5 protein-coding genes are annotated in these 14,123 nt (G+C 77.4%); 4 read left to right on the forward strand and 1 reads right to left on the reverse strand.

Annotated elements, in window-relative coordinates:
• The first annotated feature begins 151 nt into the window (after positions 1-151).
• From ACFCX4_RS02585 to ACFCX4_RS02595, 3 genes are read left to right on the forward strand one after another with little or no spacing between them, the layout of a single operon-like run.
• Positions 152-1,945 carry a dynamin family protein gene (locus ACFCX4_RS02585; RefSeq protein ID WP_376138225.1) on the forward strand — a complete coding sequence of 598 codons (1,794 nt, stop codon included), beginning with the start codon at positions 152-154 and terminating at the stop codon, positions 1,943-1,945.
• The gene (locus tag ACFCX4_RS02590) at positions 1,942-3,198 is read left to right on the forward strand and encodes a hypothetical protein (RefSeq protein ID WP_376138226.1); all 1,257 of its coding nucleotides are present in this window, start codon (positions 1,942-1,944) and stop codon (positions 3,196-3,198) included. The genes ACFCX4_RS02585 and ACFCX4_RS02590 overlap by 4 nt, the downstream gene beginning before the upstream one ends.
• A complete protein-coding gene (locus tag ACFCX4_RS02595) occupies positions 3,186-6,698 on the forward strand; it encodes a helicase HerA-like domain-containing protein (protein WP_376138227.1) in 3,513 nt (1,170 codons plus the stop codon). The genes ACFCX4_RS02590 and ACFCX4_RS02595 overlap by 13 nt, the downstream gene beginning before the upstream one ends.
• A gap of 4 nt (positions 6,699-6,702) precedes the next feature.
• Here the strand turns inward: ACFCX4_RS02595 and ACFCX4_RS02600 are convergent, their stop codons facing one another.
• On the reverse strand, positions 6,703-7,245 hold the full coding sequence (locus ACFCX4_RS02600) for an EF-hand domain-containing protein (RefSeq protein ID WP_376138228.1): 543 nt from the start codon (positions 7,243-7,245) through the stop codon (positions 6,703-6,705).
• A 393-nt stretch (positions 7,246-7,638) separates the two neighbouring features.
• On the opposite strand from ACFCX4_RS02600, the gene ACFCX4_RS02605 reads away from it, so the two are divergent.
• Positions 7,639-14,115: an amino acid adenylation domain-containing protein gene (locus tag ACFCX4_RS02605; RefSeq protein WP_376138229.1), complete on the forward strand. Its 6,477-nt coding sequence runs from the start codon at positions 7,639-7,641 to the stop codon at positions 14,113-14,115.
• The last annotated feature ends 8 nt before the right edge of the window (positions 14,116-14,123 follow it).

Below are 14,123 nucleotides of genomic sequence, written 5' to 3' on the forward strand. Positions count from 1 at the left end.
AGTCTTATGCCCATCTCCACCGCCAACAATATTTTCCGGCCGGGGTCTCCGCCACCCACCACCCCCGGCGGGCGTTAGTGCACCGAACAGCCGCCCGGCCGGCCGGAGCGTCCGCGCGCACCGACGCGCGAGCCACGAAGGGACATCACCCGTGACCCCGAGACCCCTGCCCGGCCCACCGAGGCCACCGGCGCCCCCGGTCCCGTCCGCACCGCTCGAACTGCCCGTGGAGCTGGCCCGCGGGCTGGCCCACCACCACGGGAGCGCCTACCGCGCCCTCGTCCGCAGCGGCCTGGAGGAAGCCGCCGCCGCCCTCGCCCGGCCGACCGCCACGGTGGTCTTCGGCGGGCACTTCAGCGCCGGCAAGTCCAGCGTGCTGAACCTGCTCATCGGCCGCCCGCTGCTCCCGGTGAGCGACTTCCCGGAGACCGGCGTGGCCTGCGTGATCCGGCGCGGCGCCGCCGACCGCGTCACCGTCGGCGCCGATCCCTCGGGAGCGGGCCGCGGAACGGACGGGCCGGTGCGGGAACTCCCCTGCACCACCGAGGCGATCGCCGACGCCGTCACCCTGCTGACCCCCGACGGCTCCTACCGCCTGCCGGACCTCGAACGGCCCCGCCGGGTGCTCATCGAGCTGGCCGACGCACCGCTGCCGCCGGGCAGCCGCTGGACCGACTCCCCCGGCATCAACGACCTGCCGGAGATGACGGCCCGCGCCGCCGAGGCCGCCGAAGGCGCGGACGTCCTGGTCTGGGTGGTCAACTCGCGCCAGCCGCTGTCCACCGTCGAGGAGGACTTCCTCCACGAGTACCGCGAACGCCACGGCCCGGACTCGGTCGCCGTCCTGGTCAACGTCTTCCTCACCGAGGACACCCCCGAACGGTGGCAGCACTTCCTCGACCACCGGGCCCACTTGCACCGGCAGCGCCTGGAGCAGGCCCTCGGCGGCCGGCTGCCGGCCGAACTCGCCTTCGTCAGCGCCCGCGCCGCCCTCGCCGACCCCGCGCACTACGGCGGCCCGGAGGCCCGCGCGCTGGTCGCCCGGCTCACCGACGGCGGCGGTGACCGGGCGGACGCGGCCCGCCGCCACCGGGCCGCCCTGCTGCTGCGCCCGCTGGCGGAGGAGGCCGCGCTGCGGGCCCGCGGCGAGCGTGCCCGGCTCGACCAGGTCGCCGCGGAGGCCGAGGCCGTCCGCTCCGAACTCGCCGTCGCCGCCGCACGGTTCCGCGCCGCCGTCGAGAGCGAGCTGGACCGGTCCGCCGAGGCCTGGCCGGCCCGCACCCGCGCGTGCGCCGACCAGGTCGTCGCCCGGCTGGCCGCCGGCCCCGTCATCCGCGACGGCGGCTACGGGACCGAGCTCACCGGGCTGCTGCGCACGGCCTCCCACGACCACTGCACGGCGCTGGCCGCCGCCGTCTCCCGGCACGCCGACCGGACCGGCCGCAGCCCCCTGGACGGCCCCGCCGCCGGCCGGCTCGCGATGCTCCTGCGCCCGCTCGACGCCGTGGTGGAGGTCCCCGGAAAGCTCAGCGGCCGCCTCCCCGAGGTCCGTTCGGCGGGGCTCGGCGGCACCGTCAGCCGACGGCTCGGCTCGATGATGCCCTCGCTGTCCGCCAAGACCCTGCGGGCGATCGACAGCGCGGTGAACTCCGCGGCGGACACCGTGCAGCGCGCCCGGGACGCGGCCGAGACCGCCGTCCCGGACCGCGAGCGGACCCAGGCCAACGTCCGCGAGGCCGCGGCCGCCGCGGTCCGGCACGCGGCCGGGCGGCGGGAGGCGGTGCTGGCCCTGATCTTCGAACGGTGCCGCCCGCTGACCTCGCCCCCCGCCGCACCCGACCCCGCGCCGCTCGCGGTCCTCGACGAACTCAGCGCCCTGCTGGCCCGGTTCACCGCCGAGGCCGAGCGCACCGGCGACGGCGGCCCCGGGCGGAGCCCGCGATGAGCGGCGTCCTCGGCCTCGACGTGCAGTACTCGCACACCGTCCCGGCGCTGCGCGAGACCGGCGCCGCCGTGCCGCTGCGCGACGGGCACCGGGCGCTGATCCCCAACGCGGTGCTGCCCGGCGGCGCCTGGGGCAGCCCGGCGGCCGAGGAGGTGCTCGGCCTCGGCCCCGCCACCCCGGAGCGGCTCTTCGCCTGGCGCCGGGACCCGTGGTCGCCGGAGTTCCTGCGCGGCCTGCGCGACCGGTCGGCCCGCTACCTCGGACTGTCCGCGGACCCGCCCGCGCACGGCTACCGCACGGTGGTCTGCGCCGGACCCGACACCCCGGACGACGCCGAACGGCGCTGCGAGGAGGCCGGGCTCGGCACCGCCGCCCGCGTCACGCCCACCGACGCGCTGCTGTGCCGGCGCCTCGCCGAACCGCAGCCGCTGCCCCGGGGCGGCACCGTGCTGGCCGTGGTGTGCGCGGAACGCTGGACCGCGCTCGGCTCGTACCGCCTCGTCCAGGAGGACGGCCGCACCACCGCCGTGCGCAGCGGCCCCCCGGTCCTGCGGCCGGAGGGCGCCGGCGCCTGGACCGAGCTGCTGGCCGGAGCCGTGCTCGCCCGGTCCGGCGAGGGCACCCCCGCCCGGGACCTGCTCGCGCTGCTCGACGGCGCCCTCGAATGCGCCTCCCGGCTGGACCTCGCCGCCTCCGTCCCCTGGCAGGGGCCGCTCGCCGAACGCCTCTCCCCGCCGCTGGTGGTGTGGCGGGACGAACTCGCCCGCAGCCCCGCCGTGCTGGAGACCGTCGACGCCGTGCGCCGGCACGCCGTCGCGGCGGCGCCCGACCTCGTCCTGCTCGGCGGCAGCGGCGCCGTCTGGCCCTTCCCGCACACGGCCCTCGGCGCGGTGGCCCCGGTGTGGCGCAGCAGCGACCCGGCCCTGGACCTCGCGGCCGGCGCCGCCTGGTGGCCGGCGCTGCGCGACCGGTTCGGCCCGGCCCCGGCGTTCCGGCCGGCCCCCGCGCCGCTCCCCCGGCCCGGATCCGGGAGCGCCGGCGCCGAACGCCTCGGCTCCGGGACGGCCGGGGCCCGGACCCGGGCCCGTGGCACCGCGCACCACGACAGCGGGTCCCACGACGTCGCGCCCGACGCCCCCCGGCCCGACCGCCCAGGCCCCGGTTCCGGCCCCGGCCCCGGCCGCACGCCGTCCGACCGCCCCGACCCCGACCCCGTACTCTCCGCGGAGGACATCCCGCCATGGCAGCGCTGAGCCCCGCCGGTGCCACCGGCCCCCTGGTCCCGGCCCGGTCCGGCATTCCGGGATCCACGGCCGGGAGCGGGGGCGGGTCCGCGACCGGCACCGGCCCCCGGGAGGCCGGACCGGCCCGCGACCGGCTCCCGCCGGACATGCCGCAGCTCCTGCTGAGCCTGCTGGAACGCCGCTACCTCACCGGTTTCGACCCCGCCCGCTGGCGGATCGACGACCCGACCCCGGCCGCCCCCCGGCCGCTGCTGCACGAGGTCCTCGCCCTGGGCCGGCCGGACCCCGCCGAGGAGTGGGGCGCCGCGCTGCCGCGCGCGCTGACGTCCTGCCACGGCGGCGGCCACCTGCTCAGCGTCGCCGTGCACGGCGACGGCACCCGGCACCGCTTCCACTGGGGCGGCCGCCGGCTGGTCGGCGTCTCCAGCGGCTCCACCGAGGACTACCTGCACGGCCAGGCCGGCGCGCTGCGCGCCCAGGTGCCGGGCCTGGAGCTCGGACCGCCGCGCCACCCGGACGAGGAGGGCCACGCCGAGCTGACGGCCTTCCTGCGCACCGCGCCCGCGCTCGCCCTGATGACCGGGATCCCCGCCCCGGCCCACGGCCGCCACCCGGCGCCCTTCCAGTCCATGGACCGCCTCGCCGCCGCCGTCGGCGACCGCCGGTACGCCGTCGTGGTGGCGGCCGAGCCGCTGGGCGCCGCCGAGCTGGACGCCACCCTGGACCACTGCCGCCGGCTGCGCGGCGAGATCCACGGGCTGGTCCGCGGCACCGTCAGCGACCAGCAGGGCGAGAACAGTTCCGGCTCCGTCACGGAGTTCCGGGACGACCCCGAGGGCCTGCCCGCCCTGCTCACCAAGGTCGCCCTGTTCTGCGCCGTCGCCGGGGCCCTCCCCGGCCTCGCCCCGGTGGCCGGGTACGCGATGCCCGCCGGCCGGCTCGCCGCCCAGGTCGGCGGCCCCCGCACCTCGGTCCAGCGCACCACCGGCACCTCCAGCTCCCGCACCCGCAGCACCGACCTGCTCGACGCCACCGCCGAGGCCTGCGAGCGGGTGCTGCAGCAGCACATCGACCGTCTGGAGTCCGCCCGGGCCCAGGGCTGGTGGCGCACCGCCGTCTACCTGGCCGCCGACGGCGAGGGCACCCTGGAGGCCGTCGCCGGGGCGCTGCGCGGCATCTGCGCCGGCGAGGCCACCGCGCTGGACCCGCTGCGGGTGCTGCGGCTGCCGCCCGCCGGACTGCGCGGCGCGGCGCTGTCGGGGCGGGTGCTGCGGCTGACGCCGGCGGACGGCGGGGCGGGCCACCCGCTCGGCCAGGTCTTCGACGCCCTCGCCACCAACGTCACCTCCGCGGAGCTGGCGGTCCTGGTCGGACCGCCCCGCCGGCCGGTGGCGGGCCTGCCGGTGCGCGAGGTCGCCGAGTTCGCGCTGGCCGTCCCCGCCCCGGGGCCCGCAGCGGTGACGGTCGGCCGGCTGCGCGACGCCCGGGGGCGCGAGCACCAGCCGGTCACCCTGTCGGGCGCGGCGCTCAACCGCCACGTCCTCATCACCGGCATGACCGGCTACGGCAAGACCACCACCGCCAAGAACCTGCTGCTGGAGGCCCACACCGACCTCGGCGTCCCGTTCCTGGTGATCGAACCCGCCAAGGCGGAGTACCGGCGGCTGGCGGACCACCCCGCGCTCCGGGGCGGCCTGCGGGTCTACGGGGTGGGGCCCGACGCGGAACTGCCGCTGCGGATCAACCCCTTCGTCCCGGTCGCCGGGGTGCCGCTCTCGCGCCACGTCGACCTCCTGAAGGCCGTCTTCAACGCCTCCTTCCCGATGTTCGCCGGGATGTCGTACGTCCTGGAGGACGCCATGATCGAGGTCTACACCGAGCGCGGCTGGGACCTCCACACCTCCGCCAACGACCTGCTGGGCCCCCGCCCGTCCGCGGCCGACCTCGCGGCGCTCGTCCCCTCGATCGGCGACCTGCACGAGCGGATCGAGACGGTCCTGGAGCGCCGCGGCTACGGCCGCGAGGTGCACCAGAACCTCGGCGCGGCCCTGCGCTCCCGGATCGGCAGCCTCACGGTCGGCACCAAGGGCATGGCCCTGGACACCCGGCGCTCCGTCCCGCTGACCGAGCTCTTCGAGCGCCCCGCCGTGATCGAGCTGCGCAACCTGGGCGACGACGAGGAGAAGTCCTTCGTCATGGCGCTGCTGCTCTGTCAGCTGTACGAGTACGCCGAGAGCCGGGGCGGGCAGGACGGCGGCGAGGAGCGGCTGCGGCACCTGACGCTGATCGAGGAGGCCCACCGGCTGCTGCGCGCCTCCCGCGCCCCGTCCGGCGGGGAGAGCGCCGACCCGCAGGCCAAGGCGGTGGCGATGTTCACCGACATGCTGGCCGAGATGCGGGCCTACGGCGAGGGCTTCGTCGTCGCCGACCAGGTGCCCACCAAGCTCGCCCCGGACGTCGTGAAGAACTCCAGCGTCAAGATCCTGCACCGGCTGGTCGCGGCGGACGACCGGGCCGTCGTCGCGGCCGCCGTCAACCTCGACGAGGCGCAGAGCCGCCACCTCGGCACCCTGCCGCCCGGGGTCGCGGTGGTGCACGACGAACGCCTCGGCTCGGCCGTCCTGGTCGGCGTCCGGCGCCCCGACGCACCGGCCTCCAGCACGCCCGCGCCCGGGCCCGGGCCCGCCGCGACCGACCGCGGCTACCTGCACCGGCACGGCGGCTGCCGCCACTGCCCGCGCCCCTGCACCGTCCTCCACCGGGTGGAGCGCCCCGCCGCCCGCGCCGCCGCGGACCACGCCCTCACACCGTTCCTGGACGGCCTGCTGCTCAGCGCCCCGGAGCGGCTGTGGGAGAGCTGGACGGCCTGGCGCGCGGCCGCGCCCGCCGCCGAACCCGGCCTGACCTACTGCACCTTCGCCCAGGCCGCCCACCACTGGCTCGGCACCCGGCTCGGTCCCGACCCCGGGCTCCCACCCGTCCCCCAGGCGCCGGCGGCGGCTGCGCCCGAGGACCGCGGCGGGCTCCTCCTGGCCCGGGACCGGGCCGATCGCGCCCTCGCCCGGCTGTGCGCGGACTGGCTGACGGCCCAACGGCTCGACGACGCGGCCCTGCTCTCCCTGGAGACCGCCCGGGCCCGGCTGACCGGGCTGATCGCGTCCGCCCCGCCCCGCGAGCTGCCCGGCTGCGCCGAGTGCCCGATGCGCTGCCGGCTGCGTCCGCTGGTCGCCCCGGCGGCCGCCTCCTTCGCGACCGCCGTGGCCTCCTGCGCGACCCGCCCCGTCCCGCTGCCGACCCGTCTGCGCCAGTTGGACGCCCTGGCCGGCGAGCACCTGCCCGACGCGGGGGCCCTGTTGCCGCCGGGTCCGCGGGCCCGCTCCGCCCTGCTCTACTGCATGACCGTCACCGCCACCGCCGGCTCCCCGGCCCCGGCCGCCCCGGCATCCGCGGCTGCGGGCCCGCTCGCCGAGACCCTCGCCGCACTGCGCACCGCCCCCGGCGCGCCGTAGGACGTCACCGCTCCGGGACCCGGCCGCACATCGCGTTGCCGGGCTCGGACGGGTCGGCGCTGATCCAGAACTGCTCCCAGAGGAGGGCGAATTCGGGGCGGCCGAGATACCCGTCGCCGTCCAGGTCGAGCAGCTCGAACACGTCGGCGGTGTCCACGCTCCGGCCGTGCCAGACGTCGACCAGACGCGCGTGCTCGTCCCGCGAGATCCGGCCGTCGCCGTTCTCGTCCACCGCGTCGAACACGGTGTCGGCGGTTGCCGTGACCACGTCCCGCAGGGCGGGGAGCCGGTCGACCAGCGCCAGGAACTCCTCCCGGTCGACCGTGCCGTCGCGGTCGGTGTCGGCGACCGCGAGGAGATGGTCCCACCACCCCGTCATCAGCGCCTCGACCCGATCCCTCAGCGCCGGGTCCCGCCGGACGGCCGGCAGCCGGCTCCAGCGCTCCGCCAGCGCCTCGAAGTCCCCCTTCCGCAGACACCCGTCGCCGTCCGTGTCGAACGCCGTGAACACCTCGCGCAGCTTGCGCCGCTGGAACCCACTGGCCATCAACGGTCCCCTCCTCCGTGCCGAAAGACCGGACCACCGCGTCGCCCCGCCGGAGCGCGCGGCGGCGGACTGGTGACGATAGGTGCGGCGCGGGGGACCGTGCCGGACTTCGGCGGAAGCACCGGCACGAGGGCCCCGGCCGTGCTACCGGCCGGGCGCCGGCGCGCCGGGTACGGGCCGTCCGCAACGCGCCGTCCGGTGCGGCCCGGCATGCGGCCGGGGTCGGGGGAACGCTCATCCCCCCGTAGGAGCCGCCGTCCCCCCGGCGGTGCGCCCGGCGGCCTCCCCCGGGCTGAGGTATCACCCGGCCGAAAGGAGAATTGATCGACGCTTCCCGATGACCTCATCATGGAATCACCGCCGCACGACGAGATCATTGGGGAGTTTCCCTCTATGGACGCCGTACGCCACATTTCCCCGCCGGATTCCTCGGCGGCCCGCAGCGAAACAGCACCGGAACCGGCGCCGGCCGCCGGTTCCGGGGTCACGGAATCCGGCACGGCGCGGCCCGACGGACACGGCGCGCCGGGGACGCTGCCCGGCCTGGTCGCCGCGCAGGCCGCCGCGACGCCCGACGCCGTGGCGGTCGTCCACGACGGGCGGGAGCTGGCCTACGCGCGGCTGGAGGAGCGCGCCACCCGGCTGGCGCACGGGCTCCGGGCCCGCGGAGTCGGCACGGAGACGCCGGTCGCCGTGATGCTCGACCGCGACTCCGAGCTGATCGTCGCCCTGCTCGCGGTGCTCAAGGCCGGCGGGGCCTTCGTGCCCGTCGACCCGTCCTACCCCGCGGAGCGCGTGCGGCACATGCTGGACGACTCCGGCGCCCGGGTGGTCCTGGTCCGCCGGGCCCTGCGCGACCGGGTCCCGGCCGGCACCGGGCCGCGGCCCGCGGTGGTGGAGGTCGACGACGAGGACTCCTTCGCGCCGGCGCCGGACGCGCCGCCGCTGCCGGTGCCCCGGCCGGAGCACCTGGCGTACATCGTCTACACCTCGGGGTCGACCGGGCTGCCGAAGGGCGTCATGGTCGAGCACCGCGGGATCGTCAGCTATCTGCGGGGAATGCTGCACCATTTCCCGATGGGTCCCGGGGACCGGATGCTCCAGGCGACATCGCTTTCCTTCGACGTCTCCGTCTACGAAATATTCCTTCCACTGCTGACCGGCGGCGCCACGGTGCTGCCGATTTCCGGCAGTCACACCGACGCACGCTACCTGAGCGAACTGATCGAGGAACAGCGGGTCACTTCCCTGCACATGGTGCCGTCCCTGCTGCGGGCCTTCGCCGACGGACTCGACCCGGAGCGCTGCACCGGGCTGCGCCGGATCTTCGTCAGCGGCGAGGCGCTGGATCCCGCCCTGGTGGAGGCCGTGCACAAGCGGCTGCCGGGCGAACTGGTGAACCTCTACGGGGCGACCGAGGTGTCGGTCGACTCGACCTGGTGGACCGCCCCGCGCGACCGCCCGGACGCACCCGTGCTCGTCGGCCGGCCGATGGCGGGCGCCACCTGCCACGTGCTGGACGAGGAGATGCGTCCGGTGCCCGCGGGCGCCGAGGGCGAGGTCTACCTCGGCGGCGCCAGCGTCACCCGCGGCTACCACGCCCGCGCGGTGCTGACCGCCCGGCGCTTCGTCCCCGACCCCTTCGGCCCGCCCGGCAGCCGACTGTACCGGACCGGGGACCTGGGCCGCCTGGCCGACGACGGCGACCTGCTGCTGCTCGGCCGCATCGACCACCAGATCAAGCTGCACGGGCGGCGGGTCGAGCCGGGCGAGATCGAGGCCGCCATGAACGCCTTCCCCGAGGTCGGCAACGCCGCCGCCGTGGTCACGGGCGAGGGCGAACAGGCCGTGCTGACGGGCTACTTCACCGGCGAGCGGGCCGAGCCCGGAGCGCTGCGGGAGTTCCTCGCGGGGCGTCTGCCGGCCGCGCTGGTGCCGGCCCGGCTGCAGCGGCTCGGCGAACTGCCGCTGTCCCCCAACGGGAAGATCGACCGGGCGGCGCTGGCCGCGATGGACACCGCCCCGCCGCCGGCGGGCGGCCCCGGCGGCCCGCGGACGGCCGGGGACCACGTGCTCGGGACCGTGCTGGAGGCGATGACGGCCGTCCTGGGCGGACCGCGGATCGCTCCGGACGACAACTTCTTCGGCCTGGGCGGCAATTCGCTGCACGCCACCCGGCTGGTCGCCCGGCTCCGCACCGAGCTCGACCCGGGCATCGGCGTCCGCCTCGTCTTCGAGCACCAGACCCCGGCGCTCCTGGCGGCGGCCCTGCGCGGCCCGGAGCAGGACGGCGCCGGGGACGCCGCCGCCGAGGTGCCGGAGACCGAACTGTCCGCCGCCCAGCACCGGATGTGGCTGCTGGCCCAGATGACGGACACCCCCGCCGAGTACGCGATCACGCTCGCGCTGCACCTCACCGGCCCGCTGGACACCGAGGCCCTGACCGCCGCGATGGCGGCCGTCGTCGCCCGGCACGACTCGCTGCGCTCCTGCTTCCCCGAGCGCGACGGCACACCGGTGCGCGCCGAGGTGCCCGCGGCGGCGCTGCGGCTGCGGACGGCGGCGCCCGCGCCCGCCGGGGACGTCGACGGGGTGCTGCGGCGCACGGCCCTCGACGGGATCGCCGGACTGGACCTCGCCGCCGGGCCGCTCTTCCGGCCGGTGCTGGTGCCGCTGACGGACGGCGCTCCCCCGGCGCCCCCGGCGCACCTGCTGGTGATCGTCCTGCACCACATCGTCTCCGACGGCTGGTCGACCGAACTGATCCTGGACGACCTCGCCACCCACTACCGGGCCCGCACCACCGGCCCCGCCGTGCCGGAACGGCCCCGGGTCGGCTACCAGCGGTACGTGGCGATCGAGCGCCGCAACGAGCGCGAGGGCGTCACCGAACGCCACCTCGGCCACTTCACCGAGCAGTTGCGCGGCGCCCCGGAGGAGGTGACGCTGCCCCTGGACCACCCCCGGCCCGTGCAGCGCACCGGACGCGGCGCCACCCTGCGGCTGGACCTCGGAGCGCAGGCGGCCGGCGCCGTGCGCCGGCTGGCCGCCCGGCACCGCACCACGCCGTTCGTGATCCTGCTGGCCGGGCTGAGCGTGCTGCTGCACCGCGGCGGCGGCCACCGCGACGTGGTGATCGGCAGCGCCGTCGCGGGCCGGTTCGACGCCGAGGTCGACGACCTGGTGGGGCTCTGCCTGAACTCGGTGGCGCTGCGCTGGCGGCTCGGCCCCGGGACGCCGTTCTCGACCGTGGTGGAGCGCGCCGGCGAGAGCCTGCTCGGGGCGATGGAGCACTCCGCCGCCCCGTTCGCCCGGGTGGTGGAGCGGCTCGGCGTCACCCGCGACCCCCGGCGCACCCCGGTCTTCCAGGTGATCGCCCTGTACGATGACTTCCCCGAGACCCCCGGGTTCCCGGGGCTGGACGTCCGGCCGCTGGAGACGGACGACGGCTCCGCGCAGAGCGACGCGCTGTTCACCTTCCGCCCGCCGGGCGAGGAGGGGCTGCCCGTCAGCGTCGAGTTCAGCACCGACGTCTTCGCCCCGGAGTCGGTGCGGCGGTGGGCCGGCCGACTGGCGACCCTCCTGTCGGCGGCGGCCGGGGACCCGGACGCCCCGGTGGGCGGGCTGGCGCTGCTGCCGGACGCCGAGCGGCGGGAGGTGCTCGCGCTGGGCACCGGCCCGGCCCGGCCGCTGCCCGCCGGCGGCACCCTGACCGGGCTGTTCGCCCGCCAGGCCCGGCTGACCCCGCACCGGGTCGCCGTCACCTCCGGCGCGGGCGGCGAGAGCCTCGACTACGCCGAGCTGGACGAACGTTCCTCACGGCTGGCGCACGCCCTGCGCGAGCGCGGCGTCCGGGCGAACACGCCCGTGGTGGTGTGCCTCACGCGGGGCACCGAGGTCCTCACCGCCGTGCTCGGCGTGCTCAAGGCGGGCGGCGGCTACGTGCCGGTCGAGCCCGACAACCCGCCCGAGCGCATCGCCCGGCTGATCGCCGACAGCGGCGCCCCGCTCGTCGTCACCCGGCGCGACCTCGCGGGGCCGCTGGCGGACGCGGCGCCCGCGCTGTTCCTCGTGGACGGCCCCGACGCGCTGCCGGCCGCACCCCCGGCCGCGTCCACGGCCACACCCCCGACCACACCCCCGACCACACCCCCGGCCCCGTCCACCGCCCCGCCCGGGCCGCCGCCGCTCCCCGGCGACCTCGCCTACGTGATCTACACCTCGGGCTCCACCGGCCGCCCCAAGGGGGTGATGGTCGAGCACCACAGCGTCGTCAACTACCTGGAGCGGCTCCAGGAGGCGTTCACCCTCACCGGCGAGGACCGGCTGCTGCTGAAGTCGCCGCTCTCCTTCGACGTCTCGGTCCGCGAGGTGTTCTGGGCGCTCTGCACCGGGGCCACCCTCGTGGTGGCCGAGCCCGGCCGGCACGCGGATCCGGACTACCTCGTCGAGGTGATCGAACGCGAGCGGATCACCGTCGTCCACTTCGTGCCCGCCATGCTGCACGTACTGCTGGAGACGCTGGACGGTCCGGGCCGCTGCCCGAGCCTGCGCCAGGTGATGACGAGCGGCGAGACGCTGCCGGTGGAGACCGCGCGCCGCTGCCTGGCCCTGCTCGGCGCCGAGCTGCGGAACATGTACGGCCCCACCGAGACCACGGTGGAGATGACCGACCTGGACTGCCGCGGCCGCACCGGCGCCGAGCGGCTGCCCATCGGCCGGCCGTTCCCCAACACCCGGGTCCACGTGCTCGACGAGGAGCTGCGGACGGTGCCGCTGGGGGTGGTGGGCGAGCTCCACGTCTCCGGCGACCCGGTCGCCCGCGGCTACCTGGGCCGCCCGGGCCTGACCGCCGAGCGGTTCCTGCCCGACCCGTTCGGGCCGCCCGGCACGCGCATGTACCGCACCGGCGACCTGGGCCGGTTCACGGCCGAGGGGCTGCTGGACTTCCAGGGGCGCAGCGACTTCCAGGTGCAGCTGCGGGGGCACCGCATCGAGTTGGGCGAGATCGAGAGCGTGCTGTGCGAGGAGCCGGGGGTCAGCGCGGCGGTGGCGGTGGTCCGGCGGGCGGAGAGCCCGGAGGCGGCGCACCTGGTCGTCCACGCGGTCACCGACGGGGGCCCGTACGGCGTCGCCGTCCCGGAGCTCCGCGAGGCGCTGGCCCGGCGGCTGCCCGGCTACATGGTGCCGGCGGCCGTCGTCGCCCTCGCCGCCCTGCCGCTGACGGCCAACGGCAAGCTGGACCGCGGCGCGCTGCCCGACCCGGCCGGCGCGGGGCCCGCCGGGGCGCCGGGGCGGCCGCACGGGGCGGCCGGCGGGGAGCCGGACGGGCCGGCCGAGCAAATGCTGGCCGGCATCTGGCGGGAGCTGCTCGGCGTCGCCGAGGTGGCTCCCGGGGACAACTTCTTCGCGCTGGGCGGCCATTCGCTGCTCGTCGCCACGCTGTCCGCCCGGGTCCGGGCCGAGCTGGGGGTGCGGGTCCCGCTGACGCTGTTCCTGCGCCACCCGGTGCTGCGGGACCTGGCCGCGGCGCTGCCCGCCGGGCCGCCGCCGCAGGGCGCGGACCCCGGTGACGGGCTGCGGCCCCGGGGCCTGGACCGTGCGCCGCTGTCGGCCGCGCAGCGCCGGGTGTGGATCGAGGAGCAGCTCTGGCCGGGCACCCCGGCCTACACCGTGCCGGAGGCGTTCCGGCTGCGCGGTCCGCTGGACGAGCGGGCCTTCGAGGCCGCCGTGGCGGAGCTGCTGCTGCGCCACGACGCGCTGCGCACCCGGGTCGTGGGCGGGGAGCACCCCGAGCTGGCGGTGTCCGCCGCCCCGGCGGCCGGCCTGCGCCGGGCCGACGTGCGCGGGGCCGGCCCGGCGGGGGCCCGCGAGCTGCTCGACGCCGTCGGCCGGCGGGTCTTCGACCTGGACGGCCCCCTGGTGGAGACGGTGCTGGCGCGGGTGGCGGACGACGAGTGGCTGTTCCTGTTCACCGCCCACCACCTGGTCGTGGACGGCTGGTCCTTCGACGTGCTGTGGCGCGAGCTGGAGGCGCTCTACCGGGTCCACTCGACGGGCGGGGGCGAGCGGCCGGCGCCCCCCGCGCTCTCCTTCACCGACTACGCGTGGTGGGAGGGCGAGCGCGTCGCCGCCGGTGCCGACCGGCCCCATCTGGACTTCTGGCGGCACGAGCTGGCGGGGCTGCCCGCGGAGCCCGCGGCCGCCGGTGCGGCGCCGGAGCGCCGGGGCGAGAGCCGGACGGTGCCGCTGGGCGCGGAGCTGTCGGCGCGGCTGCGGGAGGTGGCGGCCGCCGCGGGGGTGAGCCCGTTCGTCCTGACGCTGACGGCGTTCTCGCTCGCCGTCACCGCCGAGGGGCCCGCCGAGCGGCTGATCGGCGTGGAGCTGGCGGGCCGGGACGATCCGCGGACCGCGGACCTCGTGGGCCTGTTCGTCAACCACGTGCCGCTGCGGGTGCGCCGGCGGACGGGGGCCACCGGCCGGCAGGCGGTGGCCGAGGTCGACGCGGCCTGGCGCCGGGTGCTGGAGCACGCCCGGGTCTCCTTCGACACGATCGTCGCCGACCTGGGCGGGCGCCGGTCCCACGGCGGTGTCCCGGCCGCCGACGTGGCCTTCTCCTACCTGGACTCCCGGACGCCACTGCGGCTGGCGGGCCTGGAGGTGACGCCCGAGCAGCCGGGGTTCGGCGGCAGCGCCAAGTTCGGCCTGCTGCTGGAGGTGTTCGACACCCCGGAGGGCCTGGTCGGTGTCTTCGAGCACCGGCCCGGGCGCTTCGACCGCGCCCTGGTGAACCGCGTCAGGAACCGCTGGGAGGCCGTGCTGCTGGGCCTGCTGGGCGGCGGGGACGCCCCCCTGGACCTCGGGGACTGACGGGCCGG

Source organism: Kitasatospora sp. NPDC056327 (genome assembly GCF_042261735.1).
In the GTDB taxonomy this organism is placed as follows: Bacteria; Actinomycetota; Actinomycetes; order Streptomycetales; family Streptomycetaceae; genus Kitasatospora.